This is a genomic window from Streptomyces sp. NPDC050145 (assembly GCF_044460245.1).
Taxonomy (GTDB): domain Bacteria; phylum Actinomycetota; class Actinomycetes; order Streptomycetales; family Streptomycetaceae; genus Streptomyces.
Genome location: NZ_JBITJS010000008.1, coordinates 67153 through 94113 on the forward strand (window position 1 = coordinate 67153; position 26961 = coordinate 94113).

The 26961-nt window shown below is 72.8% G+C and carries 24 protein-coding genes and 1 pseudogene; 13 read left to right on the top strand and 12 right to left on the bottom strand.

All coding sequences use genetic code 11. From position 1 onward, the window contains the following. Positions 1 to 70: 70 nt before the first annotated feature. Positions 71 to 544: a type II toxin-antitoxin system PemK/MazF family toxin gene (locus tag ACIBTU_RS17430; RefSeq protein ID WP_399127092.1), complete on the top strand. Its 474-nt coding sequence runs from the start codon at positions 71 to 73 to the stop codon at positions 542 to 544. Here the strand turns inward: ACIBTU_RS17430 and ACIBTU_RS17435 are convergent. After that, positions 529 to 1398: pseudogene (locus ACIBTU_RS17435) on the bottom strand (TIGR02452 family protein). The gene ACIBTU_RS17430 and the pseudogene ACIBTU_RS17435 sit on opposite strands and share 16 nt — an antisense overlap. A 227-nt stretch (positions 1399 to 1625) precedes the next feature. On the opposite strand from ACIBTU_RS17435, the gene egtA reads away from it, so the two are divergent. From egtA to egtD, 4 genes are read left to right on the top strand one after another with little or no spacing between them, the layout of a single operon-like run. After that, on the top strand, positions 1626 to 2915 hold the full coding sequence (egtA, locus tag ACIBTU_RS17440; RefSeq protein WP_399127093.1) for an ergothioneine biosynthesis glutamate--cysteine ligase EgtA: 1290 nt from the start codon (positions 1626 to 1628) through the stop codon (positions 2913 to 2915). Next, the gene (egtB, locus tag ACIBTU_RS17445; protein ID WP_399127094.1) at positions 2912 to 4276 is read left to right on the top strand and encodes an ergothioneine biosynthesis protein EgtB; all 1365 of its coding nucleotides are present in this window, start codon (positions 2912 to 2914) and stop codon (positions 4274 to 4276) included. The genes egtA and egtB overlap by 4 nt, the downstream gene beginning before the upstream one ends. Then, entirely contained in the window at positions 4276 to 5031 is a 756-nt protein-coding gene (gene egtC, locus ACIBTU_RS17450) for an ergothioneine biosynthesis protein EgtC (protein ID WP_399127095.1), read from the top strand. Before egtB ends, egtC begins: the two co-directional genes overlap by 1 nt. Beyond that, a complete protein-coding gene (gene egtD, locus ACIBTU_RS17455) occupies positions 5028 to 5993 on the top strand; it encodes an L-histidine N(alpha)-methyltransferase (protein ID WP_399127096.1) in 966 nt (321 codons plus the stop codon). Before egtC ends, egtD begins: the two co-directional genes overlap by 4 nt. 4 nt (positions 5994 to 5997) lie before the next feature. Here the strand turns inward: egtD and ACIBTU_RS17460 are convergent, their stop codons facing one another. Beyond that, positions 5998 to 7227 carry an extracellular solute-binding protein gene (locus tag ACIBTU_RS17460; protein WP_399127097.1) on the bottom strand — a complete coding sequence of 410 codons (1230 nt, stop codon included), beginning with the start codon at positions 7225 to 7227 and terminating at the stop codon, positions 5998 to 6000. Positions 7228 to 7481: 254 nt separating this feature from the next. Between ACIBTU_RS17460 and ACIBTU_RS17465 the strand changes: the two genes are divergently transcribed. Next, positions 7482 to 7697 carry a dodecin gene (locus tag ACIBTU_RS17465; protein WP_399127098.1) on the top strand — a complete coding sequence of 72 codons (216 nt, stop codon included), beginning with the start codon at positions 7482 to 7484 and terminating at the stop codon, positions 7695 to 7697. Positions 7698 to 7712: 15 nt separating this feature from the next. On the opposite strand, the gene ACIBTU_RS17470 is transcribed toward ACIBTU_RS17465, so the two are convergent. Continuing rightward, positions 7713 to 8204: a hypothetical protein gene (locus ACIBTU_RS17470; RefSeq protein ID WP_399127099.1), complete on the bottom strand. Its 492-nt coding sequence runs from the start codon at positions 8202 to 8204 to the stop codon at positions 7713 to 7715. A gap of 77 nt (positions 8205 to 8281) precedes the next feature. On the opposite strand from ACIBTU_RS17470, the gene ACIBTU_RS17475 reads away from it, so the two are divergent. Together ACIBTU_RS17475 and ACIBTU_RS17480 are read left to right on the top strand one after the other, a co-directional pair. Then, positions 8282 to 9289 (top strand): MsnO8 family LLM class oxidoreductase, encoded by a 1008-nt coding sequence (locus ACIBTU_RS17475; protein WP_399127100.1) that lies wholly within the window; start codon positions 8282 to 8284, stop codon positions 9287 to 9289. Positions 9290 to 9365: 76 nt separating this feature from the next. After that, the gene (locus ACIBTU_RS17480; RefSeq protein ID WP_399127101.1) at positions 9366 to 11735 is read left to right on the top strand and encodes an ATP-binding cassette domain-containing protein; all 2370 of its coding nucleotides are present in this window, start codon (positions 9366 to 9368) and stop codon (positions 11733 to 11735) included. Here ACIBTU_RS17480 and ACIBTU_RS17485 read toward each other — a convergent pair. The 6 genes from ACIBTU_RS17485 to ACIBTU_RS17510 form a co-directional block, all read right to left on the bottom strand. Next, complete coding sequence (locus ACIBTU_RS17485; RefSeq protein WP_399127102.1) at positions 11708 to 13252, bottom strand: acyl-CoA synthetase; 1545 nt, start codon at positions 13250 to 13252, stop codon at positions 11708 to 11710. The two genes, ACIBTU_RS17480 and ACIBTU_RS17485, sit on opposite strands and share 28 nt — an antisense overlap. Before the next feature lie 80 nt (positions 13253 to 13332). Continuing rightward, positions 13333 to 14622 (bottom strand): nucleotidyl transferase AbiEii/AbiGii toxin family protein, encoded by a 1290-nt coding sequence (locus ACIBTU_RS17490; RefSeq protein WP_399127103.1) that lies wholly within the window; start codon positions 14620 to 14622, stop codon positions 13333 to 13335. Continuing rightward, positions 14619 to 15401 carry a hypothetical protein gene (locus ACIBTU_RS17495; RefSeq protein WP_399127104.1) on the bottom strand — a complete coding sequence of 261 codons (783 nt, stop codon included), beginning with the start codon at positions 15399 to 15401 and terminating at the stop codon, positions 14619 to 14621. Before ACIBTU_RS17495 ends, ACIBTU_RS17490 begins: the two co-directional genes overlap by 4 nt. A gap of 142 nt (positions 15402 to 15543) precedes the next feature. Further along, entirely contained in the window at positions 15544 to 16290 is a 747-nt protein-coding gene (locus ACIBTU_RS17500) for a succinate dehydrogenase/fumarate reductase iron-sulfur subunit (RefSeq protein ID WP_399127106.1), read from the bottom strand. Then, positions 16287 to 18236 carry a fumarate reductase/succinate dehydrogenase flavoprotein subunit gene (locus ACIBTU_RS17505; RefSeq protein WP_399127108.1) on the bottom strand — a complete coding sequence of 650 codons (1950 nt, stop codon included), beginning with the start codon at positions 18234 to 18236 and terminating at the stop codon, positions 16287 to 16289. The genes ACIBTU_RS17500 and ACIBTU_RS17505 overlap by 4 nt, the downstream gene beginning before the upstream one ends. Before the next feature lie 4 nt (positions 18237 to 18240). Continuing rightward, the gene (locus tag ACIBTU_RS17510) at positions 18241 to 18948 is read right to left on the bottom strand and encodes a succinate dehydrogenase (protein ID WP_399127109.1); all 708 of its coding nucleotides are present in this window, start codon (positions 18946 to 18948) and stop codon (positions 18241 to 18243) included. A 96-nt stretch (positions 18949 to 19044) separates the two neighbouring features. Between ACIBTU_RS17510 and ACIBTU_RS17515 the strand changes: the two genes are divergently transcribed. Then, positions 19045 to 19935 (top strand): LysR family transcriptional regulator, encoded by an 891-nt coding sequence (locus ACIBTU_RS17515; RefSeq protein WP_399127110.1) that lies wholly within the window; start codon positions 19045 to 19047, stop codon positions 19933 to 19935. Positions 19936 to 20138: 203 nt separating this feature from the next. Here the strand turns inward: ACIBTU_RS17515 and ACIBTU_RS17520 are convergent, their stop codons facing one another. The 3 genes from ACIBTU_RS17520 to ACIBTU_RS17530 form a co-directional block, all read right to left on the bottom strand. Continuing rightward, positions 20139 to 22286, bottom strand: coding sequence for a putative bifunctional diguanylate cyclase/phosphodiesterase (locus ACIBTU_RS17520; RefSeq protein ID WP_399127111.1), 2148 nt, complete (start codon positions 22284 to 22286; stop codon positions 20139 to 20141). Next, positions 22283 to 23098: an SAM-dependent methyltransferase gene (locus ACIBTU_RS17525; RefSeq protein WP_399127113.1), complete on the bottom strand. Its 816-nt coding sequence runs from the start codon at positions 23096 to 23098 to the stop codon at positions 22283 to 22285. The genes ACIBTU_RS17520 and ACIBTU_RS17525 overlap by 4 nt, the downstream gene beginning before the upstream one ends. A gap of 295 nt (positions 23099 to 23393) precedes the next feature. Next, positions 23394 to 24350, bottom strand: a complete 957-nt coding sequence (locus ACIBTU_RS17530) for an SCO0930 family lipoprotein (RefSeq protein ID WP_399127114.1) — start codon at positions 24348 to 24350, stop codon at positions 23394 to 23396. A 681-nt stretch (positions 24351 to 25031) separates the two neighbouring features. On the opposite strand from ACIBTU_RS17530, the gene ACIBTU_RS17535 reads away from it, so the two are divergent. From ACIBTU_RS17535 to ACIBTU_RS17550, 4 genes are all read left to right on the top strand, one after another. Beyond that, positions 25032 to 25160 (top strand): hypothetical protein, encoded by a 129-nt coding sequence (locus ACIBTU_RS17535; RefSeq protein ID WP_399127115.1) that lies wholly within the window; start codon positions 25032 to 25034, stop codon positions 25158 to 25160. A gap of 18 nt (positions 25161 to 25178) precedes the next feature. Continuing rightward, a complete protein-coding gene (locus ACIBTU_RS17540; RefSeq protein WP_399127116.1) occupies positions 25179 to 25940 on the top strand; it encodes a hypothetical protein in 762 nt (253 codons plus the stop codon). 47 nt (positions 25941 to 25987) lie between these two features. Beyond that, on the top strand, positions 25988 to 26242 hold the full coding sequence (locus ACIBTU_RS17545) for a hypothetical protein (RefSeq protein WP_399127117.1): 255 nt from the start codon (positions 25988 to 25990) through the stop codon (positions 26240 to 26242). Positions 26243 to 26387: 145 nt separating this feature from the next. Then, entirely contained in the window at positions 26388 to 26903 is a 516-nt protein-coding gene (locus tag ACIBTU_RS17550) for a hypothetical protein (RefSeq protein ID WP_399127118.1), read from the top strand. Positions 26904 to 26961: the final 58 nt, after the last annotated feature.

Genomic DNA, 26961 nt, shown 5'->3' on the forward strand with positions numbered 1-26961 from the left:
GTCCGAGCCTGTCGGCCCGGGGGTGGACCCGCCGCGCGGATTGCGCCGTCCAGCCTCTAACGTGACCCGCGTGACTGCCTTCAGGGATGACCCCGCGACCGACACAGACGCCTTCGCCCAGCACCCGGGACGGGGCGGCGCGACCGCCACCGTCGAGGCCGAGCCGCGCGGGATCGGCCGGGTGCGCACCGAGTACGCGCCCGCGCACGACGGAGATCCCGACCCCGGGGAGATCGTGTGGACCTGGGTGCCGTACGAGGAGAACGACGGGCGGGGCAAGGACCGGCCCGTGCTCGTCGTGGCCCGTGAGGCGGCCGGCACGCTGCTCGCGGTGCAGCTGTCGAGCAAGCGGCACGACGCCGACCGCGAGTGGGTGGCGATCGGCTCGGGGCCCTGGGACCGCGAGGGGCGGCCTTCGTGGGTGGACCTGGACCGGGTGCTGCGGGTGCACGAGCGCGGGATGCGGCGCGAGGCCTGCGCCCTGGACCGCGGCCGGTTCAACCTGGTGGTGCTGCGGCTGCGGGAGCGCTACGGCTGGCGCTGACCCGCGTCGCCCGCACCGCCCGTATCGCCCGCGTCCCGTGCGGGCGTCAGGACCCGCTCGAACGCGGAGCGGGTCGTGGCGCCCCGGGTCCGGTCGAGGACGCCGAACACGATCTCGTCGAAGGCTCCGGCGAACCGGCCGGTGAGCAGGGCGCGGAACGCCTCGGCCACCTGCGCCGGATCGTTCTGGAACACGCCGCAGCCCCAGGCGCCGAGGACGAGTCTGCGGTATCCGTGCGCGGCGGCGACCTCGAGGACCCGCTCGGCGCGGGAGGCGAGCGCGGCCGGGATCCGGGCCACCCGATCGGGCGTGCGGGCCGCGATCACGCCCGCGTTCGGCGCGGGTGAGGTGAGGAAGCCGACCTCGTACGGCGTCTCCAGGAGGCGTCCGGTGTCGTCGCGGAAGACGGGCACGCCCGGCGCGTGGATCACCCGGTCCGTGTAGAAGACGTCCCGGTCGGCGCGGTGGTGGGCGTAGAACTCGGGCACCTCGATCAGGCAGGTGTACAGCGCGGAGGCGCGGCAGACGGCCTCTTCCTGGGCCTGCGCGCCGTTCAGGTAGCCGCCGCCCGCGTTGCGGGCCGAGGCGAAGTTCAGGACCGCGACCGGCTCCGGGCGGGCGGCCGTCATGCGGCGCGCCGCGTCCGTGCTGCTCTCGCCGGTGACCGTGATCTCGCCGCGGCCGTCCCCGGGCAGGGCGGCGGGCACGGGCTCGGGTCCGTACAGGCGCGTGCCCGCTCGGGCCCGGGCCACCGCGTCCGCGATGCGGACGACGCGTCCGGTCCCCGTCGTGTACTATCCCGCGCCGACGATCTTCTCCGTGTCCTGCGCGATCCCGCGCAGCCGGGCGCTCATGCCCGCTCCCCCGTCGTGCTCATGAACCGATCGTGAGCTTCCGGTGGCCGCCCGTGCAACAGGTTTTCCCGACCTCACAGACTCTCGAGGCGCACCCTTGTGCGATCCGCCGCGACCGTCTTGGGTGGGACGGGCGCCGCCGCACCGGTCGCGCCGGCACGGGCCCGAATCGACGGCGCGGTCCCCACCGGGGACCATGGAAGCGAACGGACCAGGAGGATCCCCGCATGACCGAGGGAGACTGTAGGACGCTCGGTGACCTGGTCACCGAGGCCGAGGCGGAGGCCCTGGTGCAGGGCATCTGCTTCAAGACCGGCCCGCCCCGCGCGGTGGGTGTGGAGCTGGAGTGGATCGTCCAGGAGACGCACCGCCCCCGCCTCCCGTTACCGCCCGAACGGCTCGACGCGGCCTATGCCGCGCTGCGCGCCCTGCCGCTGAGCTCGGCGCTCACGGTGGAGCCCGGCGGCCAGCTGGAGCTCAGTTCGCTCCCTGCCGCCACCCTGACGGAATGCGTCTCGGCCGTACAGGCCGATCTGACCGCCGTCCGCACCGCACTCCGCGCCCACGGCCTGGTCCTGGCCGGGCACGGCACGGACCCGTGGCGCCCGCCCCGCCGGCTGCTGCGGCGCCCCCGCTACGACGCCCTGGAGGCCTCCCTCGACCGGGCGGGACCGGCCGGCCGCGCCATGATGTGCTCCTCCGCGTCGGTGCAGGTGTGCCTGGACGCCGGGTACGAGGAGCCGGGTCCGCTGGGGTACGCGCGGCGCTGGGTGCTCGGTCATCTGCTGGGCGCGGTGCTCGTCGCGGCGTTCGCCAACTCGCCCATGCTGGCGGGCCGTCCGACGGGCTGGCGGTCGACCCGGCAGTTGTTGTGGGAGCGGATCGACGCGGGCCGTTCGGCGGCGCCGTCCCCGGACGGGGAGCCGCGCGCGGCCTGGGCCCGGCGGGTGCTCGACGCGCCCGTGATGTGTGTGCGCAGCGCCGACGGGCCCTGGCAGGTGCCGGACGGGCTGACGTTCCGGGACTGGGCGCGCACGGGGGAACCGCGCCGGCCGACCCAGGACGATCTCGACTACCACCTGACCACGCTGTTCCCTCCGGTGCGTCCGCGCGGCCACCTCGAACTGCGCATGATCGACGCGCAGCCGGGCGAGGACGGCTGGCTGGTGCCGCTCGCGGTGACGACGGCGCTGTTCGACGATCCGCAGGCCGCGGAGACCGCGTACCGGGCGGTGAAGCCGCTGGCCGAGCGGGCCGGGGAGCGTCCCGCGCCGCACAATCCGCTGTGGCGTGACGCGGCCCGTCTCGCGCTGACCGATCCCGAGCTGCGGGAGGCGGCGACGGCCTGTTTCGCGGCGGCGCTGGAGGCGCTGCCCCGGCTCGGCGCGGGCGCGGACGTGCGGCGGGCGGTCGAGGACTTCCACCGCCGTCATGTGCTGCGCGGCCGCTGCCCGGCCGACGACGTGCTCGATCCGCTCACGCCATCGCCTGTCCAGGGGAGGACCGTCCGCTCATGACCACCGAGGAGAACCGCACCGATTTCCTCACAGATCCTGAGGCGCTGCGCGTCCGCGCGGTGGACGCCCTGGAGGCGGCGCGCCGCCGCACCACGCTCCTGACGAGCTGCGTGGAGGATCCCGAACTGACCGCGCAGCACTCGCCGTTGATGTCGCCGCTGGTCTGGGACCTGGCGCACATCGGCAACCAGGAGGAGCAGTGGCTGCTGCGGGCGGTCGCGGGCCAGGAGGCGTTGCGTCCCGAGATCGACCCGCTGTACGACGCCTTCGAGCATCCGCGTTCCGAGCGGCCCAAGCTGCCGCTGCTGGCGCCCGAGGAGGCGCGCGGGTATGCGGCGGACGTGCGCGGGCGGGCGCTGGACGTGCTGGAGAAGGCGACGTTCGACGTGGACGGTCCGGCCCGGCTGACCCGGGCGGGGTTCGCGTTCGGCATGATCGCCCAGCACGAGCAGCAGCACGACGAGACGATGCTCATCACCCACCAGCTGAGGTCGGGTGCCGCGGCGCTGACGGCGCCGGACCCGGAGCCGCTCGCCGCCCCGTTCACCGGTCCGGCCGAAGTCCTGGTCCCGGGCGGGCCGTTCACGATGGGCACGTCGGCGGAGCCGTGGGCGCTGGACAACGAGCGGCCCGCGCACACGCGTGAGGTGGCCGCGTTCCACATCGACACGACGCCGGTCACGAACGCCGCGTACCTGGAGTTCATCGCCGACGGCGGCTACGAGGATCCGCGCTGGTGGGATCCGGCGGGCTGGGCGGCGGTCCGTGAACACGGCCTGCGCGCCCCGCTGTTCTGGCGGCGTGAGGCGGGCGACTGGGTGCGCCGCCGGTTCGGGGTGACGGAGCTGGTGCCGCCGGACGAGCCGGTGCTGCACGTGAGCTGGTACGAGGCCGATGCCTACGCCCGCTGGGCCGGGCGGCGGCTGCCGACCGAGGAGGAGTGGGAGAAGGCCGCCCGGCACGATCCGGTGACGGGCCGCTCGCGGCGCTATCCGTGGGGCGACTCCGACCCGACGCCGGAGCGGGCCAATCTCGGCCAGCGGCATCTGCGCCCGGCCCCGGCCGGCAGCTACCCGGAGGGTGAATCACCGCTGGGTGTACGGCAGTTGATCGGGGACGTGTGGGAGTGGACGTCCAGTGACTTCGCGCCGTACCCGGGGTTCGTGGCGTATCCGTACCGGGAGTACTCGGAGGTGTTCTTCGGGCCGGAGCACAAGGTGCTGCGGGGCGGTTCGTTCGCGGTGGCCGACGTGGTCTGCCGGGGCACGTTCCGCAACTGGGACTATCCGGTGCGGCGGCAGATCTTCTCCGGATTCCGCACCGCTCGTGACGCCGGACCGGCCGTCCGGGAGGTGCGCTGATGTGCCGCCATCTGGCCTATCTGGGGCCGCCGGTGGCGCTGGGCGAGGTGCTCGACGCGCCGCCGCACAGCCTGTTCCGGCAGTCGTGGGAGCCGCGCCGGCAGCGGCACGGCACCGTCAACGCGGACGGGTTCGGCGTCGGCTGGTACGCGGAGGGCGACCCGGTGCCGGGCCGCTACCGGCGGGCCGCGCCGATCTGGGGCGACCAGTCCTATGCCGATCTGGCCCGGGTGGTCCGCTCGGGCGCGCTGCTCGCCGCGGTCCGGGACGCGACCCTGGGCGGCGCCGACGGAGAGGCCGCGGCCGCCCCGTACGCGGCCGGGCCCTGGCTGTTCAGCCACAACGGCGCGGTACCCGGCTGGCCGCGCTCGCTGACCTCGCTCGTGCACACCCTGCCGGCCGCCGACCTGCTGTCCCTGGAGGCCCGCTGCGACGCCGCGTTCCTGTGGGCGCTCGTGCTGCTGCGGCTGCGCGCCGGCGATCCGGCGCCGCAGGCACTCGCCGACACCGTCGTCGAGGTCGCCGAGGCGGCGCCCGGTGCCCGGCTCAACTTCCTGCTGACCGACGGCGAGACGATCGCCGCCACCGCCTGGGGCGACACCCTGTGGTACCTGGCCGAGCCCGGGCACCGCACCGTCGTCGCCTCCGAGCCCTACGACGACGATCCGCACTGGACCGAGGTGCCCGATCGCACGCTGCTCGCGGCGAGCCGCACCGACGTCCTGCTGACCCCGCTCAAGGAGCCTTCCGCGTGAGCCTGTTCCAGCTGACCCGCACCCTGCCCGAGCACGCCACGGAGGCCGCGCTGCGCTCCGACGTGCTGCACGGGCTGACCCGTACGCCCAAGACGCTGCCGCCGAAGTGGTTCTACGACGCGCGCGGCAGCGACCTGTTCGACCGGATCACCGAACTGCCCGAGTACTACCCGACCCGGGCCGAGCGGGAGATCCTGCTCGCACGGGCCGGTGAGATCGCCGCCGCGACCGGGGCCCGCACCCTGGTCGAGCTGGGGTCCGGCTCGTCGGACAAGACCCGGCACCTGCTGGAGGAGTTCAGCGGACTGGAGGCGTACGTCCCGGTGGACGTGAGCGAGAGCGCGCTCCAGGGGGCGGGGAAGACGCTGCTCGCCGAGCATCCGGGGCTGACCATCCACGCGCTGCTCGCGGACTTCACGGCGGGGCTCACGCTGCCGGACACGCCGGGGCCGCGTCTGGTGGCGTTCCTCGGCGGCACGATCGGGAACCTGCTGCCCGACGAGCGCGCCGCGTTCCTGGCCTCCGTACGGGACATGCTCGCGCCCGGCGACTTCTTCCTGCTGGGCACGGACCTCGTGAAGGAGCCGTCGGTGCTGGTGGCGGCCTACGACGACGCGGCGGGTGTGACGGCCGCGTTCGACAAGAACGTGCTGTCGGTCGTGAACCGGGAGCTCGGCGCCGACTTCGACCTCGACGCGTTCGCGCACGTCGCGGTGTGGGACGCGGAGCACGAGTGGATCGAGATGCGGCTGCGGTCCGCCGGCGCGCAGACCGTGAAGATCCCCGCCCTGGATCTGGCGGTGGACTTCGCGGCCGGCGAGGAGATGCGCACGGAGGTGTCGGCGAAGTTCCGGCGCACCGGGGTCGAGCGGGAGCTCGGGGCCGCCGGTCTGGAGACGGTGCGCTGGTGGACGGACGCGCAGGACCGCTTCGCGCTGTCCCTGAGCACGCCCGCCCTCTGACGCGTCAGGGGCCCCGTTCGTCGAGGCGGCGGGTGATCTCACGGGACGCCTGCCGCGCGGCGGGGCCGGGGGCGGCGCCCCGCAGGACGTCGGACATGTACGTCTTGATGGGATTGTCCGCCTCGACGGTCGCCCAGCGCGGGGACGCCGGGGTCGCCCGGCCGTGGGCGGCGCCGACGGCCATGGCGGCGACGCCCGGTTCGCCGGCCACGGCCGGGGCCAGGGTCGTCTTGTTCGGCACGTAGTCCATGGTCCTGGCCAGGTCGGTGTTCCACTTCTCCCCGGCCAGGGCCTTGATCACTTCGAGGGCGCCGGAGCGGTCGTCGGTGTTCGCGGGGACGACGAGGTCCGAGCCTCCGGTGAACACGGTGCCCGCTCTCGCGGCGGTCTTGCCGGGGATCGGGAAGTAGCCGAGCCTGCCCTTGAGTTCCGGGTTCTTCGCGAGGATCGCCTGGGTGGCGCCGGGCACGGAGATGATCTGTGCGATGTCGCCGCCGGCGAACTCCTCGGCCTGCGGCGGGTGTTCCTCGTCGGCGTCCTTCGGGCCCTCGCCGAGCGCCTGGAGCTGCTGGTAGAAGGCCATGCCGCGCAGGGCGGCGGGGCTGTCGAGGGCGCCGGTCCAGGTGCCGGCGGACTCGCGGGCCAGCTCGCCGCCCTCGTCCCAGATGAAGCCGGAGAGCGTGTACCAGTCCTGTCCGGCGAGGTAGATGCCCTGCTGTCCCGGGGTGTCGAGGCGCCGGGTCAGGGCGAGCCAGTCGTCGCGGGTCTTGGGCGGCGCCTTGACGCCGGCGCGGGCGAAGAGGTCCTTGTTGTAGATCACGACGCGGTTGGCGGCGTACCAGGGGACGCCGTACTGGCGGGCGCGGTCGACGCCGGGTTCGGCGAGGCCGGGGAGCCAGTCGTCCATGCCGAGGTCGCGGGCCGCCTCCAGGGACAGGTCGAGCAGGCCGTCGGTCTCGATGTACGTGGGCAGTTGGGTGTTGCCGACCTCGACGACGTCGGGGCCGCCGTCGCCTTCGGCCTTCAGCGCGGTGGTGACCTTCTGCCCGATGTTCGTCCACTCCTGGACACGCACGTCGAGGCGCAGGTCGTCGTGCTCGGCCTCGAACCGCCGGGTGAAGCGGTCGAGGAACGCGTCGGACGCGCTGCCCTTCATCAGCCAGACGGTGACCGTGCGCCGCTCCGCCGTACCGCCCGGCAGGGCCCCGCACGCCGTGAGGAGCGTGCCGGTCACGACGGCGAGGGAACACAGGGACAGGAGGGCTCGACGGGATCTCACGCGGGGTCGCTTTCTGCCTGTGGACAGGGGTGGTTCGCCCGACGTGGGGGACGAGCGCGCGGCTCGAACGGGTGTGACCGGGATTTTGGTATGGACCAATGGCCCGGTCAAGGGTTACGGAGAAGTAGCCGGAGCGGCCGGCGCGCACACACCGTGACCGTCACCGTCTCCCCGTGGCGGACCCGGCCGCCCTGGGGCACGGTGGAAGCATGTCGAACCACACGTACCGCGTCACCGAGATCGTCGGCACCTCGCACGAAGGCGTCGACCAGGCGATCCGCAACGGCATCGCACGGGCCTCCCAGACCCTGCGCAACCTCGACTGGTTCGAGGTCACGCAGGTGCGGGGCCAGATCGTGGACGGCCAACCGGAGCACTACCAGGTCGGACTCAAGGTCGGGTTCCGCCTCGACGGGGAGGAGTGACCCCGGGGCCGCGTCTCAGGTGCGGCCCTCACGCTCCTGCGCGTCCTTCAGCGCCGCCGACGGGCTCGCCCAGCGGGCCCGTACGACGGTGAACCCGGCGCGCTCCGCCTCCAGGCACACCAGCTCATCGTCGTCCACGAGCATGCGCACCGTCCGGCCGCGCGCCAGGCGGCGCAGCGTCGCGAGCTTGGTGATCCGGGCGGGCCTGCGGTCGTCGTTGCGCCGCATGTGCAGCCGCCCCTCGGGCAGCCCGTGCTCCGCGAGCCAGGCCAGCGTGTCCGCGCGGCACCGCTCCGGACGCCCGGTGAGATACACGACCTCGCACTCCTCCGCGCTCTTGCGGGCCAGCGCCACGCCTTCGGCGAGCGGCGGATCGAGCGGCGCGGCACCGAAGAACCCGGCCCAGTCCCGCGGCGTGCGCTCCAGGAACCCCTGCCGGTGCGCGGTGTCCGCGAGCGTCCCGTCGAGGTCGAACACGGCCAGGTCACGGCGTACGTCGGAAGTCACCGGGCCACTCTAGATCGCGCGGCGGACTCCGGGGGACGTACGGGAATCATCTCCGCGCCCGCGCGTTGAACCAGGACGTGACCACCGTGCCCGACACCGTTCGCTTCTCCGTCCTCGACCGTTCCCGCACCCGCGAGGGCTCGACCGCCGCGCAGGCGCTGCGGGACACCGTCACGCTCGCGCAGGATCTGGAGCGGCTCGGGTACCACCGCGTCTGGGTGTCGGAGCATCACGGGGTGCCGGGCGTCGCCGGCTCCGCGCCGACCGTGCTCGCCGCCGCCGTGGCCGCCGCCACCCGCACGATCCGGGTCGGCACGGGCGGTGTGATGCTGCCCAACCATCAGCCGCTGGTGGTCGCCGAGCAGTTCGGGGTGCTGGAGTCCCTGTTCCCGGGGCGCATCGACATGGGGCTCGGCCGGTCCGTGGGGTTCACCGACGGGGTGCGCCGGGCGCTCGGCCGGGACAAGGACGACGCGGACGACTTCGCGGCGCAGCTCGACGAGCTCCTCGCGTTCTTCACCGGCACCTCGGCGACCCGGGTGCACGCCCGGCCCTCGGAGGGGCTCACCGTGCCGCCGTTCGTGCTCGCGATGGGCGAGGGCGCGACGATCGCCGCCCGGGCGGGCCTGCCGATGGTCATCGGCGACTTCCGCAACCGGTCGAAGATGCTGCGCGGCATCGACCGCTACCGCGCGGAGTTCCGCCCCTCCCCCTGGGCGGCCGAGCCGTACGTCGTGATCTCCGGGACGGTCGCCGTGGCCGGCAGCGAACCGGAGGCGCGCCGGCTGATCGTCCCCGAGGCCTGGTCGGCGGCGCACTCCCGCACGCACGGCACGTTTCCGCCGCTGCCGCCCGCGGAGCGGATCACCGCGCTCGACATGACGCCCAAGGAGCGCGAGCTGTACGACTCCGGACTGCACGGCCACATCGTCGGCACGGAGCAGCAGGTCGCCGACGAGCTGGCGGCCGTGATCAAGGACAGCGGCGCGCAGGAGGTGCTGGTCACGACGAGCACGTACGACCGTGAGGGGCTGCTCGAGTCGTACCGCAGGCTCGCCCGGGTCGCCCGGCTCGCCCCGGCCTAGGATTCTGGGGTTTGTCCCGCCCCCTCGGGACGCACCCGTCCCACCCGCACCAGCACGTACGACCGGAGTCCCGCCCATGCCGCACGCCGCCCCGCCCGATCCCCGCCACGACGGATTCGTCCGGGTGCGGGGCGCCCGCGAGCACAATCTGCGCGGGGTCGACGTGGACATCCCGCGCGACGTCCTCGCCGTGTTCACCGGGGTGTCCGGCTCGGGCAAGTCCTCGCTGGCGTTCGGCACGGTGTACGCGGAGGCGCAGCGCCGCTACTTCGAGTCCGTCGCCCCGTACGCGCGGCGGCTGATCCACCAGGTGGGGGCGCCGCGGGTCGGTTCGATCACGGGGCTGCCGCCCGCGGTGTCGCTCCAGCAGAGCCGCTCCGCGCCCACCTCCCGGTCCTCCGTCGGCACGGTCACCACGCTGTCGAACTCGCTGCGGATGCTGTTCTCGCGGGCCGGCGACTATCCGGAGGGCGCCGAGCGGCTGGACTCCGACGCGTTCTCCTCGAACACGGCGGCGGGCGCCTGCCCGGAGTGTCACGGCCTCGGCCTGATCCACCGGACGACCGAGGAGCTGCTCGTCCCCGATCCGTCCCTCTCCGTCCGCGAGGGCGCCGTCGCGGCCTGGCCGGGCGCCTGGCAGGGCAAGAACCTGCGGGACATCCTCCACACGCTCGGCCACGACGTGGACCGGCCCTGGCGGGAGCTGCCGCAGGCGGACCGGGACTGGATCCTGTTCACGGACGAGCAGCCGGTGGTGACGGTGCATCCGGTGCGGGACGCGGACCGGATCCAGCGCCCGTACCAGGGCACGTACATGAGCGCCGACCGGTACGTGATGAAGACGTTCGCGGACTCCAAGAGCGCGACCCTGCGGGCGAAGGCGGAGAAGTTCCTGAAGAGCGAGCCGTGCCCGGTGTGCGGCGGGGCGCGGCTGCGCAAGGAGGCGCTGGCGGTCACGTTCGCGGGCCGCACCATCGCGGAGCTGGCCCGGATGCCGCTGGCGGAACTGTCCGCGCTGCTCGACCTCCCGGAGGGGATGTCGGAGACGGCGCGGGTGCTGACCGAGGACCTGCGGGCCCGGATCGCCACGGTGACCGAGCTGGGCCTCGGCTATCTGGGCCTGGACCGGCCGACGCCCACCCTGTCGGCGGGCGAGCTGCAACGCCTCCGCCTGGCCACGCAGTTGAGGTCGGGACTCTTCGGCGTCGTCTACGTGCTCGACGAGCCGTCGGCCGGGCTCCACCCCGCCGACACCGAGTCCCTGCTGACGGTCCTCGACCGGCTGAAGGACGCGGGGAACTCGGTGTTCGTGGTCGAGCACCATCTGGACGTGATGCGCCGCGCGGACTGGCTGGTGGACGTCGGCCCGCTGGCGGGCGAGCACGGCGGGCAGGTGCTGCACAGCGGCCCGGTGGAGGCGCTGCGGGAGGTCGAGGGGTCGGCGACGGCCCGCTTCCTCTTCGACGAGTCACCGGTGACGCCACGTCAGGCCCGCACACCCACCGGCTGGTTGAAGATCGGGCCGGTGACACGGCACAACCTGCGGGACATCACGGCCGAGCTCCCGCTCGGGGCGTTCACGGCGGTGACGGGCGTCTCCGGGTCCGGGAAGTCGACGCTCATCGGCGAGATCACCGAGGAGCTGGAGGGCGTGGGGCGGCTCGTGGTCGTCGACCAGAAGCCGATCGGGCGCACCCCGCGCTCCAATCTGGCCACGTACACCGGCCTGTTCGACGTCGTGCGCAAGGTGTTCGCCGCCACGGACGAGGCGAAGGCCCGCCGGTACGGCGTCGGCCGGTTCTCGTTCAACGTGGCCGGCGGGCGCTGCGAGACCTGCCAGGGCGAGGGCTTCGTCAGCGTCGAGCTGCTGTTCCTGCCGAGCACGTACGCGCCGTGCCCGGACTGCGCGGGCGCCCGCTACAACCCGCCGACCCTCGAAGTCACCTACCGGGGGCGGAACATCGCGGAGGTGCTCGACCTGACGGTGGACGCGGCGGCGGAGTTCTTCGCGGACGACACGGCGGCGACGGCGGTCCTGCGCAGTCTGCGGACCCTGCGGGAGGTCGGCCTCGGCTATCTGCGGCTCGGCCAGCCCGCGACGGAGCTGTCCGGCGGCGAGGCCCAGCGCATCAAGCTGGCCGGTGAGTTGCAGCGGGTGCGGCGCGGTCACACCCTGTACCTCCTGGACGAGCCGACGACGGGACTGCACCCGGCGGACGTCGAGGTGCTGCTGCGCCAGCTGCACGGACTCGTCGACGCGGGGAACTCGGTGGTGGTCGTCGAGCACGACATGAGCGTGGTTGCCGGGGCCGACTGGGTCGTGGACCTGGGGCCCGGCGGCGGTGACGCGGGCGGGCGGATCGTCGTGGCGGGCCCGCCCGCGACGGTGGCGGCCGCGCCGGACAGCCGCACCGCGCCCTATCTGGCGCGGGCGCTGGGCGGCTGACCGGCCGCGTCCACGACCGCTCGCCGCAGCACCCCCTTGGCGAGTTTGCCGGTCGCGGTGCGCGGCAGCTCGGGTACGAACGCGACCTGGCGCGGCACCTTGTAGTGCGCGATCCGGTCCCGCAGGTACGCGACGAGGTCGCGCCCCAACTCCGGTCCGGCAGCGGCGTCCTCGGCGGCCTGGACGAAGGCGTGGACCGATTCCCCCATCTCCTCGTCGGGCACGCCGATGACCGCGACGTCGGCGACCGCCGGATGCAGCACCAGGCAGTCCTCGATCTCCTGCGGGTAGATGTTGACCCCGCCGGAGATGATCGTGAAGGCCCTGCGGTCGGTGAGGTAGAGGTAGCCGTCCTCGTCGACGTGGCCGATGTCGCCGGTCGTGGTCCAGTTCGGGTGCTCGGGGTGCTGGGCCTCGCGGGTGCGGCCGTCGTCGTGGTGGTAGCGGAAGGGCAGCTCCTCGCGCTCGAAGTAGACCGTGCCGGTCTCCCCCGGCGGCAGCACCTTCCCCGCCTCGTCGCAGATCCGCAGCTCCCCCATGAGCCCGCCGCGCCCGACCGAGCCGGGCCGCGCCAGCCACTCCTCGGGGCTGATGAAGGTGATCCCGTTGGCCTCCGTCGACGCGTAGTACTCGTGCAGGACGGGCCCCCACCAGTCCATCATCCGCCGCTTGACCTCGACGGGGCAGGGCGCGGCCGCGTGGATCGCGACCTTCATCGACGACACGTCGTACGCGGCGCGTTCCTCGTCGGGCAGCTTGAGCATGCGGACGAACATGGTCGGCACCCACTGGCTGTGGGTGACGCGGTGCCGTGCGATCGCGGCCAGCGCGTCCCGCGCGTCGAAGGCCTTCATCAGGACGACCGTGCCGCCGGTCGCGGTGACGGTGTAGCAGAACCGCAGCGGCGCCGCGTGGTAGAGCGGCGCCGGGCACAGATAGACGGTGTCCTCGTCGAACCCGTACATGGGCTGGAAGAGCAGTTGGTACGTGGACGGGTCGGTCCGGATGTCGCCCTCGGGCAGGTCGGGCTCGATGCCCTTGGGGCGTCCCGTTGTGCCGGAGGAGTAGAGCATGTCGGCGCCGCGCGGCTGCACGGCGGGCGGCCGCGCGGACGCGGCGGCCAGGGCGCGGTCGTAGCTGCCGTCGTCGAAGCCGAGCCGGTGCCGCACCTCGGGCACCAGCTCCTCGACGCGGTCGCCCGTCGGGTCGAGCGCCCCGGAGACGATCAGGGCGCTCGCCCCGCAGTCGCGCACGATGTACGCGGCTTCCTCGGCGGTGAGGTGGTGGTTGACGACGGTCAGGTAGAGGCCGGACCGCAGTGCGGCCCAGTAGACCTCCAGGACGCGCGGGTCGTTGTCGGACAGCAGGGCCAGATGGTCGCCTCTGCGCAGGCCCGCGGTGCGCAGATGGTCGGCGAGGCGCAGCGAGTTCTCCTCGAGGCGCCCGTAGGTGAGGGTGACGGTGCCGTCGGCCGTGACGACGGCCGGCCTGGCTCGGTCGTACGCTCCCGGGTACATGCGGCGACGGTACCGGCAATGTGTGACGGTACGTCAGGGGCGTGTCATCGACGATCCGTTCGCCCCGGCGCACCCCGGCGTCACCCGAGCCCCTCCAGCACCCCCGTCCACAGGTGTGAGCGGTCGCGCCAGCCGCTCCAGCGCTCGTCGCCGTAGAGGACGAGGGCCAGTGCCTCGTCGAGGGTGACGGTGTCGCGGCCGAGGATCTCGCGCACGACCACGACGGCGGCCCGCGCCCCGGCCTTCCCCGCCCCGGCGAGCCGGCCCAGCGCGCGGGCGGGTTCGGCCGGGTCCGTGGCGCGGACCCGGTCCACGAGCGGGGTCAGCCAGCGCGCCCAGCGCTCGTACGGGGGCAGGTCCGCGTCCTGTTCGGCGCGAGCGATCACCGGTTCGAGGGCCGCGGCGAGCCGGGCGTAGTACTCGTCGACGGTGCCGGTGACCTGCGGGTACTCGCCCTGGAAGTGTTCCCAGCCGGTGTCCGTGCCGAAGTAGATCTCGTTGAGCCACCAGCGGCCGCCCGGCAGCACGGCCTCGTCGCCGGACAGGACGAAGGCGGCGCGCAGCACGTCGAAGTCGACGGGCCCCAGGTCGGCGAGGAGCACGGCGTCGTACAGGTCCTTGCCCTGCGGGTGGATGTCGCTCATCAGCCACATGATCTTCCAGGCGAGGGAGAGGCCCGGTGTGACGGTCAGAAGGGTGGTGGGCGGGCCGTCGCCGAGGGGGTTCAGGGCCGTGCGGACGGCGGGCTCGGCGAGCGGTTCGTCGTACACGACGTCGATCTGCACGGTGCCTCCGGCGGTGCCGGGCGCGGTCCAGGGCAGCAGGAGCCGGTGTCCCGGCACCCGGTCGTACGTCCAGATGTCCTCGGTGACCGCTCCGGCCGCGTCGACCCACACCAGGGAGCCGGGCCAGGCGGCGGCCTCTGCCTCGGCCGCGGCGGCGATCTGCGGGAACAGACCGGCGGCCTCGGGGCCCTCGAACGCCCATCCCTCGGGCGCGACGAAGTCCAGGTCGCCGGGCTCGCGGGCGTCCTCCCCGCACCAGGTCGCCATCAGGACGCTGCCGCGCAGGACGAGGCGGGCGCCGAGGGGTGTCCTGGCGACGGCGGCCAGCACAAGGTCCAGGGCGGTGCGTCTGGCTCGGAACCAGGCGGTTGCCTCTCCCGCGTCGGTGAAGCGGGGGTCGCCCGCGCGGTAGGCGTACGGGTACTGGGCCAGTGCCGGGTCGAAGACCGCGGGTTGGGTCAGGCCCTCGGGGGCGGGGAGCAGCGTGCGGGGCACTGCGTGGCCTGGGCGGGTGTGTTTGTCGGTCGGGGTGGTGTGGGGGATCGGGGCGCCCGGGGTGAGGGCGCGGGTCCAGGGGTCGGTCATGTGGGACGCCCTTCGCTTCGGCGGGTGGCGGTCGAGCTCGGGTTCGGTCGTTTCGTCGCGGGCTGCCGGCCGGTGGGGGCTGGTCGCGCAGTTCCCCGCGCCCCTGAAGGCATGCGCTGCGCGCAGCCTTCAGGGGCGCGGTCCAGCCAGCCCGCGTCCAGGGCCAGGTGGGTGTCGTGGACCACGTACTCGCGTTCTGTCTCCAGCACTTGGGCGGCGGGCAGCTCGGTCAGCAGTGCTTCCAGGCGGCGGTGAGCCGTTCTCGCGCCCACCGCGTGGCAGCGCTGGGTCACGAAGCGCTCCTGCATGCCATCGGGTCTGATGCGGCGGGCGTTGCGGGAGAGGTGGGCGCCGTGGGCGACGACCCGGGCGGTGAGAGCGGCCAGGTCATCGCCGGGCGGGAGCAGGAGCTTGACGTGGTGCTCGAAGTGGAGGTGTCGCGGGGCGAGTTGGGCCTCGGCGTCGGTCTGCGGGACACCGGACGCCCACGGGGTCGTCTCCACCTTGGTCCGCAGGACCGGGAAGCCGGCGTGCGCGAGGGCGGCCGCGGTCCCGGCGACCGTCGTGCGGATCCAGACGTCGGCGTGGCCGTGGCCGCGGAGGGTCACCATCGGCTGGGAGGGGTGGCGGCCGCGGGCGAGGAGGATGTGGGTGAAGCCGAGTTCGTGCACGGCGGCCCAGTCGGCGAGGCGTCCGACGGCGGACTCGTCCCCGGCGTCGACGGTGAGATGGGCCTCCAGGTCCCCTTCGTAGCGGGCCGGGCCGTGCTGCGTGATCATCCGCGCAGCGTACCGACGGGGCGGCGGCGCCGTCGCCGGGATTTCCGGGGGCAACGCGATGACGGGACCGGGGGTTGAGCACCACAACCGGTCCCGCCCACCCCGCGCTGTTCGCGGGACGTTCTGTGCGTTGCCGCGAGGGTCAGCGGCCGACCTTGCGGTTGGCGCGCAGCCACTCCTTGTTCATGCTGGTGATGGAGAAGAGCGGGATGCCCTTCGGGCAGGCGGTGGCGCACTCGCCGGTGAGCGTGCAGCCGCCGAAGCCCTCGTCGTCCATCTGCGCCACCATGTCCAGGACGCGGGTCTCGCGCTCGGGGGCGCCCTGCGGCAGGACGTTGAGGTGGTTGATCTTCGCCGAGGTGAAGAGCATCGCCGCGCCGTTCGGGCAGGCGGCGACGCAGGCGCCGCAGCCGATGCACTCGGCGTGCTCGAAGGCGAAGTCGGCGTCGGGCTTGGGCACCGGGGTGGCGTGCGCCTCGGGGGCGGCGCCGGTCGGGGCCGTGACGTAGCCGCCGGCCTGGATGATCCGGTCGAAGGCCGAGCGGTCGACGACCAGGTCCTTGACGACCGGGAAGGCGGAGGCGCGCCACGGCTCGATGTCGATCGTGTCGCCGTCCTGGAAGGACCGCATGTGCAGCTGGCAGGTGGTGGTGCGCTCGGGTCCGTGGGCGTCGCCGTTGATCACGAGGCTGCAGGCGCCGCAGATGCCCTCGCGGCAGTCGTGGTCGAAGGCGACGGGGTCGTCGCCCTTGACGATGAGTTCCTCGTTGAGGGTGTCGAGCATCTCCAGGAACGACATGTCCTGGGAGATCCCGTCGACCTCGTACGTGGACATGGCGCCTTCGGCGTCGGCGTTCTTCTGGCGCCAGACGCGCAGGGTGAGCTTCATGCGTAGCTCCGCTGGGTGGGGTGGACGTACTCGAAGACGAGGTCTTCCTTGTGGAGCACCGGCGCGGTGCCGGTGCCGGTGAACTCCCAGGCGGCGGCGTAGGAGAACTCCTCGTCGCGGCGGGCGGCCTCGCCGTCGGGCGTCTGGGACTCCTCGCGGAAGTGGCCGCCGCAGGACTCGGCGCGGTGCAGGGCGTCGAGGCACATGAGCTCGGCGAGCTCCAGGTAGTCGACGATGCGGTTCGCCTTCTCCAGGGACTGGTTGAACTCCTCGCCGCTGCCGGGCACCTTGATGCGGCGCCAGAACTCCTCCCGGATCTGCGGGATCCGGTCGAGGGCCTTGCGCAGGCCCTCCTCGGTGCGGGCCATGCCGCAGAACTCCCACATGAGTTCGCCGAGTTCGCGGTGGAAGGAGTCGGGGGTGCGGTCGCCGTCGACGGCGAGCAGCAGGTTGATGCGGTCCTCGGTCTCGGCGAGGACCTCCTGCGCCGCCGGGTGGTCGGCGTCGAGCTGCTCCTCGTGCGGGTGGCGGGCGAGGTAGTCGTTGATGGTGGCCGGCAGGACGAAGTAGCCGTCGGCGAGGCCCTGCATCAGCGCGGAGGCGCCGAGCCGGTTCGCGCCGTGGTCGGAGAAGTTGGCCTCGCCGATCGCGAACAGGCCGGGGACGGAGGTCTGGAGGTCGTAGTCGACCCACAGGCCGCCCATCGTGTAGTGCACGGCGGGGTAGATGCGCATGGGCACCTGGTACGGGTCCTCGTCGGTGATCCGCTGGTACATGTCGAAGAGGTTGCCGTACTTGGCCTCGACGGCCTTCCGGCCCATTCGGGCGATGGCGTCGGCGAAGTCGAGGTAGACGCCCTGGCCGCCGGGGCCCACTCCCCTGCCCTCGTCGCACACGTTCTTCGCGGCGCGGGAGGCGATGTCGCGCGGGACGAGGTTGCCGAAGGACGGGTAGATGCGCTCCAGGTAGTAGTCGCGCTCGTCCTCGGGGATCTGGTGCACGGGGCGGGTGTCGCCCTTGGCCTTCGGGACCCAGATGCGGCCGTCGTTGCGCAGCGACTCGCTCATCAGGGTCAGCTTGGACTGGTGGTCGCCGGTGCGCGGGATGCAGGTGGGGTGGATCTGGGTGAAGCAGGGGTTGGCGAAGTGGGCGCCGCGCCGGTGGGCCCGCCAGATCGCGGTGGCGTTGCTGTTCATCGCGTTCGTCGACAGGTAGAAGACGTTGCCGTAGCCGCCGGAGGCGAGGACGACGGCGTCCGCGAAGTACGTGTCGATCTTCCCGGTGACGAGGTCGCGGGCGACGATGCCGCGGGCCTTGCCGTCGACGACGATCAGGTCGAGCATCTCGGTGCGCGGGTGCAGTTCGATGTTCCCCGCGGCGACCTGCCGGCTGAGCGCCTGGTAGGCGCCGAGCAGGAGCTGCTGACCCGTCTGCCCGCGGGCGTAGAACGTACGCGACACCTGGACGCCGCCGAAGGAGCGGGTGTCGAGGAGGCCGCCGTACTCGCGGGCGAAGGGCACGCCCTGGGCGACGCACTGGTCGATGATCTCGACGGAGATCTGGGCGAGGCGCCGCACGTTCGACTCGCGGGCGCGGAAGTCGCCGCCCTTGACCGTGTCGTAGAAGAGCCGGTGGATGGAGTCGCCGTCGTTGCGGTAGTTCTTCGCGGCGTTGATGCCGCCCTGCGCGGCGATGGAGTGGGCGCGGCGCGGCGAGTCCTGGAAGCAGAACTGGACGACGTGGTAGCCCTGTTCGGCGAGTGTGGCGCCCGCGGAGCCGCCGGCGAGGCCGGTGCCGACGACGATGACGGTGTGCTTGCGGCGGTTGGCGGGGTTGACCAGCTTGGCCTCGAAGCGGCGCTTGTCCCAGCGCTCCTCGACGGGCCCGGCCGGCGCCTTGGTGTCGACGACCGGCGCGCCGGTCGCGTAGTCCGCGTAGGTGCTCATGTCTTCAGCTCACCAATCCGGTCATGACGCCCACGGGCACGGCGACGAAGCCGGCGGTGAGCAGTACGGCGAGGACGTTGCCCGTGGTCTTCAGGACGCGGTCGCGGGTACGGCTGCCGACGCCGAGGGTCTGCGCGGCGCTCCAGAACCCGTGCTGGACGTGGAAGCCGAGGGCGACCACGGCGACGATGTAGACGACGTTGCTCCACCAGGTCGAGAACGTGTCGATGATGTTCTGGTACGGGTGGAGGTGCTCGTAGCCGCCCGGGTGCACGGTGCCGGTCGTCAGGTCGAGGATGTGCCACACGATGAACAGGCCGAGGATGATGCCGCCCCAGCGCATGGTGCGGGTGGCGTAGCTCGCGCGGGCCTTCTTGTGGACGTACTTGCTCGGGCGCGCCTTGATGCCGCGGCGGCTGAGCTGGTAGGCGGAGGTCGCGTGGGCGACGACGGCGACGACCAGGACGACGCGCACGAGCCACAGGCCCCACTCGTGGTGGAGGACCGGGGCGCCCATGGTGCGCAGCCACACCGCGTAGTGGTTGATCTCCTCGGGGCCGAAGAAGATCTTGAGGTTCCCGATCATGTGGGCGACCAGGTACAGCAGCATGACGATGCCGCTGACCGCCATCACGGTCTTCTTGCCGACGGTGCTGTCCCAGAGCGTGCGCGTCGTCGACGGCCGTCGGTCCGTCCGTGTTGCCAGAGCCATGTCACTGACGGTAGGGGCCGAGGACCCGATCGGTCCAAGACATGGTCCGCCTCATTTCCATAGGCATTGCCTATCCAGGGAACTATCCTGGGATCCATGCAGCTCCAGCAGCTCCAGTACTTCGTCGCGGTCGCCGAGACCCGGCACTTCACCCGTGCCGCCGAGCACGTGCACGTGGCGCAGCCCTCGCTGTCCCAGCAGATCCGCGCCCTCGAGCGGGAGCTCGGCGTCGACCTGTTCCTGCGGGCGCGGGGGAACATCACGCTGACCGACGCCGGTGAGGCACTGCTGCCGCTGGCCCGGCGCATCCTCGCGGACGCGGACACGGCGCGGCACGAGGTGCAGGAGCTGGCGCAGCTCAAGCGGGGCCGGGTGCGGCTGGGGGCGACGCCCTCCCTGTGCACGGGCCTGCTGCCGGACGTGCTGCGCGCCTTCCACGACCGCTACCCCGGCATCCAGCTGCTCATCGAGGAGTCCGGCTCGCACGACCTCGTACGGGAACTGGCCCGCGGGGCGCTGGATCTGGCCCTGGTCGTCCTGCCGCTGCCGGCGCCGGCGCCCGCGCTGACGACGGTGGAGCTGCTGCGGGAGGAGCTCGTCGTGGTGTCCTCCCCGGACGCGGCGGCGCCGGGGCGGGGGCGGGCCTCGGTGCGGATCTCCGACCTGGAGGGTGAGCGGCTCGTCATGTTCCGGCACGGGTACGACCTGCGGGAGCTCACCGTCGCGGCGTGCCGGGCGGAGGGGTTCGAGCCGGATTTCGCGGTGGAAGGGGGCGAGATGGATGCCGTGCTGGGTTTCGTCCGGGCGGGGCTGGGGGTGGCCGTCGTGCCGCGGATGGTCGCGGCCCGGGCCGGGGCGGATCTCAGGGTGACGCCCTTGGCTCGGCCGGGGTTGCACCGGACCATCGCGCTCGCGCACCGGTCGGACGTGGCGCCGCCGCGGGCTGCGCGGGAACTTCAGCGCCTGCTCTTTGCGCGGGACCAGTGAGAGCTCGGGGCTCCCTGTTTCGTTGTCGGCCGCGCCCCGGTGGGGGCTGGTCGCGCAGTTCCCCGCGCCCCTGAAATGCAGACCCTTCGGGTCGCATTTCCCCGATAGAGGCTGAACGGCGAAGCCGTTCGCCTCTAGGGGCGCGGGGAACTGCGCGACCAGCCCCCACCGGGCCGCAGACGAAGTCCGCCGAACCGACGGAGTCAGCCCGTGGCGTCGGCCAGCGCCAAGTCGTGCAGCCGGTCCGGCGGACCGGGGCGCGCGTAGTACCAGCCCTGCGCCGTGTCGCAGCCGAGCTCCCGCAACTGCTCGGCCTGAGCCCCCGTCTCGACGCCCTCCACCGTGACCGCGAGGTCCAGGCTGTGGGCGAGCGAGACGATGCCCTCCACGATCTTCAGGTCGACCGGATCCGCCGGGAACTGCTGCATGCCCTGCGTGAAGGAACGGTCCAGCTTGAGCACGTTCACCGGCAGCCGCCGCAGGTTCGCCAGGTTCGAGTAACCCGTGCCGAAGTCGTCCAGGGCTATGTCGACCCCCATCTCGGAGAGCCTGCGCAGCGGCTTGAGGAGGTCGTCGTCCGCGCCGATGAGCGCCGACTCGGTCACCTCCAGGCACAGTGCGCCCGGTGCGAGCCCGGCCCGTTCCAGGATGTCGACGGTGTCGGAGACGAGCCCGGGGTGCGTGAGCTGCATCGGCGACAGGTTCACGTTGATGCGCAGCGGCCCCGCCTCCGCGTGCCGCTCCTGCCAGACGCGGGCCTGCCGTACGGACTCCTCCAGGACCCAGCGGCCGAGCGGCACGATGAGCCCGGTGTGCTCGGCGAGCGGGATGAACCGGTCGGGCCCGAGCACCCCGTGCTGCGGGTGCAGCCACCGTACGAGCGCCTCGGCGCCGCGCACACTGCCGTCGCCGAGGTGCACGAGCGGCTGGTACTCGATGAAGAACTCGCCGCGGTCCAGCGCGGCCGGCAGCGCGGTGGTGAGCCCGTGCCGGGTGATGGCGCGCGCGTCGGCCTCGGGGTCGGCGAGCTCGAAGCGGTTGCCGCCCGCGGACTTGGCCCGGTACATGGTGATGTCGGCGCTGCGCAGCACCTCGGCGGCGCTGCGCTCGGCGGCCGGGCCCTCGACGATGCCGATGGAGCCGCGCACCGAGAGTTCGCGGCCGTCGATGCGGATCGGGGTGGCGAGCGCGTGCATGATGCGGCCCGCGAGCTCGTCGACCTCGGTCCGGGTGTCCGGGCCCGTGGTGAGGGCGACGAACTCGTCGCCGCCGAGCCGGGCGACCATCTCGCCGGGCGCGGTGGCGCAGCCCTGGAGCCGGTCGGCGACCTCGACGAGGAGCCGGTCGCCGACGGCGTGGCCGAGGCTGTCGTTGACGGTCTTGAAGCCGTCGAGGTCGAGGTAGCACAGGCCGAAGCGGGCGCCCTCGCCGGCGCTGAGCACCTTCTCCAGGCGTTCGAAGAAGAGGGTGCGGTTGGGCAGTCCGGTGAGCGCGTCGTGGGTGGCCTCGTAGCGCAGGCGCAGGTTGAGCAGCCGGCGCTCGGTGGTGTCCTCCATCAGCGCGAGCTGGTACTGGGGGACGCCGTCGGCGTCGCGCAGCAGCGACACCGTCAGATTGGTCCACAGGGCGGTGCCGTCGGGCCGCTGGAAGGCCTTCTCGACGCGGTAGTGCTCGCGCTCGCCGCGCACCAGTTCGTGGTAGAGGTGCCAGACCTGCGGGGCGTCCTCGGGGTGCGTCCACTCGGTGGTGTTGCGCCCGCGCAGCATGCTCTCGCTGCCGCCGAACATGCGCACCAGCGCGTCGTTGACCTCGAGGACCGTGCCGTCGAGGGAGGCGATGCCGATGCCGATGGCGGCGCCGTGGAACACCGCGCGGAAGCGGGCCTCGCTCGCGTGCAGCGCTTCGGCGACGGCGCTGCGGGCGTCGAGCGCGGCCCGTGAGATGGCCTCCTGCTCGACGCGGGTCCGCTCGCGCAGCGCGGCCGCGAAGCCGGCGGCCATCTCGTGCTGGATGCGGGAGCAGCGGGCGCGCAGGTCGTCCTCGCGGCCCGGGGTGTCCGCCTCCTCGCCGCAGTAGAGGACCAGGTAGGCCTCGACCACGTCCAGGGTGCGGCTGAGCGCGTCCGGGTCCGTGCAGTGGGCCTCGACGAGGCCCGCGCCGACGGCCCTGGCGCGCGAGGCGTCCAGGGTGCGTGCGGCGAGCGCCTCGCGCAGGGCGTGCGCGAGCGGCGCGAGTTCGTCCTCGAACTCGGGCCGCGTCAGCGAGGTCGCCGTCACCGGGTAGATGGCCCGGCTCCAGATGGTGGCGAACCTGCGCAGTCTGTCCTCCGGTCCGCCCGGCTCTTCCCTCACGCCTTGCGCCCCACTCCCACATAGCCCGCGAACGTGTACGGGTCCTCGTCCTCCGGCGCCGTCTCGGGCCGCCAGACGGGCATCGGCACGATGCCGGGCTCGACGATCCGGAACCCGTCGAAGAAGCGGCCGATCTCGGCGGGGCTGCGCATGATCAGCGGATTGCGCACGGTGTCCCGGTAGACGCCGACGGTGCCGCCCGCCTGCTCCTGCGAGATGGGCATCCCCTCGTAGGAGGCGTGGGTCACCACGAGCATGCTGCCGGGGGCCAGCGCCTCGGCGAGCTCGGTGACCGCGCTGTACGGGTCGTCGGCGTCCTCGATGAAGTGCAGGACGGCGACGAGCAGCAGGGCGACGGGCCGGTCGAGGTCGAGCAGCCCGCGCACCTCGGCGCTCGCCAGGATGTCGCGCGGCTTGCGCAGGTCGGCGGAGAGGACGGCGGTGTCCGCGTTGCCCTCCAGGACCGCGCGGCTGTGCGCGACGGCGACCGGGTCGTGGTCGACGTAGACCACGCGGGCGCCGGGGCTCGCCTTCTGCGCCACCTCGTGGACGTTGCCGAACGTGGGGATGCCGGAGCCGATGTCGAGGAACTGGGTGATGCCCTCGTCGACGGCGTGGCGCACGGCCCGCCGCATGAACGCCCGGTTCGCCTGCATGATCTTGGGCAGGCCCGGCATGAACTCCATGGCCTTGCGCGCGGCTTCCCGGTCCACCTCGAAGTTGTGCGAACCGCCCAGGTAGTAGTCGTATATCCGGGACACACTGGGCACCGAGATGTCGATGCCCTGCGGGGCCCAGGCAGGACGCTCCATCAATCTCTCCAAGGCGTAGGCGAGCCGGTGTTCGAGCTGAGGCTACTGATCAGGTGCCAAAGGAGCGAGTCAAAACGGAAATTGACCGTCCGTTCTCGGTCACTGCCTGCGGCACGTGCCAATTGCACAGGGCCCGAAATCACCCTGAAACCATCGCTTTCCCAACCCAAAAGGAACCGGCCCGTTCCCCGCACATGACCTTCACTGGTCATGGAGGAACGGACCGGCGTTTCGTCAAATCCCCGCCGACTCTACTGTGCGCCGCTCGCGGAGCGCACGGGCCCTGCCCCGAAGGTCACTTCGGGGCGCCGACCGGCTTTCCGTCCGGGGCCGCCGCGTACCAAGTGCCGCCCACCCCCTGCCCGTTGGTGTCACCCGGCTTCTTGTCGCCGGAAAACGTGTAGACCGGCCAGCAGTTCAGGGTCTGCTGCTTCGTGCCGTCGGGTCGGTCGAAGGTCATGTATCCCTTGAGCGGAATGCCGTCGGTGTCGTTCTTGGCGACCGGTGTGACGGCGGGCCACTTCTCGGCGCAGGCCCCGGCGCAGTTCGACTTGATGGGCCAGGCCGAGTCCTTGAGGAAGCGGTAGACGGTCATGCCGTTCCGGTCGACGACGATCTCGCCGAGCTTCGGGTCCTTGCGGGTGGAAAGGCCCTTGAGGTCCGCGGGGCGTGCGGCCGCGGCGGGGCTCGCCTTCTTGCCGTCGGGCGCCGCCGCGTACCAGACGCCGCCCACACCCTGCCCCTTGGCGTCGCCCGGCTTGGCGTCCTTGGCGTAGCGGTACACGGGCCAGCCGTCGAGGGTGAGCTGCTTGGTGCCGTCGGCGGCGGTGACCTCGCCGAGCAGGGAGGCGTCGACGCCGGGCGCCGCCTTCGCGCCGTCCGCGGGTACGGCCGGCCAGGCCTTGAGGCACGCGGCGTCGCAGTTCGACTGCGGTGGCTGCGCGGTGTCCTTGTCGAAGCGGTACAGGGTGAATCCGGCGCTGTCGGTGACGACGCTGCCGAGCTTCTTGCTGTCCCAGACGGCGAGCTGCCCCGCGGACTCGGCCTTGGCGGCTGTGTCCCCCGACGAGCCGTATCCGTCGGAGCCGTATCCGTCCGAGCCTGCCCCGTAACCGCCCTGGGCGGGCGCCGCGTCGCCCACGTTCTGGCTGGTGCCGCTCGCGCCGGCCTGGTCCTGACCGCACGCCGTCGTCAGGGCCAGCAGAGCCGCGGCCATCGCCACGAACGAGGCGCTGCGCCAGGAGGTCTTCATCGTCAACTCCCGCTGATCTTCTGGGTGTTGCCCGGAACCGGTCGGGTCCGCGCATGACCGTGGGTACGGGCGGCGCCGGGGGGTGTGTTCAACGCGGCGCGAGATTTCTGACTCCTACGGGGGACGGCACGGCCCGTAAACCTCGTGCGCCCCCGCGCCCCACGATCGGAGTATTCGCGCCCGACCCGGGCGTGTCCGTGCCGGACGCTGCCCAGGATCACCGTCGTGCATCGAACGAAGCGGGCCGGATCGGCCCTGGTCACCCGCGCCCTGGCGGTCCTCGTGACGGCCTGGCTGTGCGGCGCGCCCGCGAGCGCGGTGGCGCTGGCCCCGGCCGACGCGTGCGCATGGGCGTCCGTCGACGGCGGCGCGGAAGGCGGCGCCGTCGCGGTCGCGGGCGACGGCGCGCAGTGCAGCCCGTCACCGACCCCGCCTCCACCGAAACCACCGCCGAAGCCCACGCCCAAACCCCCACCTCCCCCACCTCCCCCGCCGCCCCCTCCTCCGCCACCGCCACCGCCGCCACCACCACCGCCTCCCCCTCCGACGACCCATGCTCCCGAGCCCGCTCCCCCACCGCCGCCACCTCCGCCGCCACCTCCGCCGCCGAAGCCCGTACCCAAGCCCAAGCCCAAGCCACCCCCGCCCCGGTCGGCGCCGCCGAAGCCGAGCCCGACGCCCGTGCACTACCCGGCCTACCGCCCGAAGGCGCACCGCGCGCCGCCGAGCGGCGGTCCCTCGCTCGTGACGCTCACCCTGCTCATCACCGCGCCCGCCGTGCTCGCGGTCGCCGCGCTCCGCCCCCGCTGACCTCTGTGGAGACAAGAGATGTCGGAATGGCTTGTACTCGCCCTCGCGATGATCGCGGTGTGCGCCGTGGTCCTCGTCGTCCAGGTGCTGCAGCAGCGCCGGATCGGGGACGACGACGACCCGTCGGAGACCCCCGACGTCATCGAGTACATGACGATGATGATCGGCGTGGTGTACGCGATCGTCCTGGGTCTGGCCATCGCCGGGGTCTGGGAGGCGCGCAGCGCGGCCCAGGACCACGTGCGCAACGAGGCCCAGGCCCTGCACGAGGTCCACGAACGGGTCCGGGTGTACCCGGCGGACGTACGCGCCCGGATCCGCGCGGATGTCGACACGTATGTCAGCCATGTCGTGACGACCGAGTGGCACGCGATGCGGACCAAGGGTGAGCTGACCGACCGCGGCACCGAACTGCTCGACCGGGTGCGGCACGACGTCACCGACTACAAGCCGCGCGACGACTTCGAGGCGCAGGCCTATCAGCCGCTGCTCGACCAGGTGACGGCGGCCGACGACGCCCGTAACGCCCGGGCGGACGCGATCGGGGCGACGATGCCGGGGGTCGTCTGGTTCGGTCTGATCGTCGGCGGGCTCGTCACCATCGGCATGATCTTCGTGCTGCAGATCCGGCGCACTCCGCGCGAACTGATCCTCGCCGGGCTGTTCTCCGCGCTGTTCGCGTTCCTGCTGTTCCTCATCTGGGACTTCGACGCCCCCTACAGCCGGGGGGTCGCGGCGACGGCCGACCCGTTCCTGATGCTGTTCCCCGGCGCCGGTTGAGGCGGCTCCGGGCTGCGGCCCGGCGCCGGCTCCAGCACTCTGGGGGCATGACCGCATGGCAGACCCCCATCGTCGTCCACCCGCCCGCGCCGGAGGGCGGCCGGCACGTCACCGTGCGCGGGCGTCCGGTGGGGCTGGCCCACAGCGACCGGGATCTGACGGAGCTGCTGCGGCGGGCCGGGCTCGGCGAGGCGGACACGACGCTGGACGACCCGCACCTCGTGGAGTGGCGCGGCGCGGGTCCGCACGTGTGGCACGCGGAGGGGACCGACGGGCCGTCAGCCCGCGCCGACCTCCCCTGACCGGCCCACACGCGTTGCCCCGTTCGTACGACACCGATCGCGCGCCGCACGGCGTGTCCCTAGCGTTTCGGGCAGCGAGGTGCTTGTCCCCCGTAGTACGCGGAACCGGTCCGCGGCTGCCCCTCGCGGACCCGGAGGATCTCCCATGCGCGCGATACGTACCGCTTCGGCCGCCGCTCTCTGTCTGACCGCCCTGTCGCTGACGGCCGTACCGGCCGCGGCGGGCGACTCCGACACCTTCCGGGTCGGTGTCACGCCCACGACGGTCGCCGCCGGCGGGCAGATCACGCTCACCTCGCACGGCTGCGAGCGCCGCACCGAGGTCACCGCCGGGATCTTCGACACGGTCTCCATCGGCAAGGGCGGCGGCTCGGCCAGCGCGACGGTCGACTGGGACGCCAAGCCGGGCGCCGTCTATCCCGTCACGTTCTCGTGCAAGCGCGGCCCGACGCGCACCATTCATCTGACGGTCGCGGGCGGCAGACCCGTCGAGCCCACGCCCGAGCCGATCCACCACGGGCACGGCGTGCGGGCCGGTGTCGGCGGCAGCCTCGGCGGTCTCGACATGAAGGCGATCGGCCTCGGCTCGGTCCTGATCCTGGGGTCGCTGGCCACGGCGTACCACCTCGCCCGGCGCCGCACGGGCGACGACGGCGCCTGAGACACCCGCGCGAAAGGCCGGTGCCCCGCGGACCATGACGGTCCGCGGGGCACCGGCC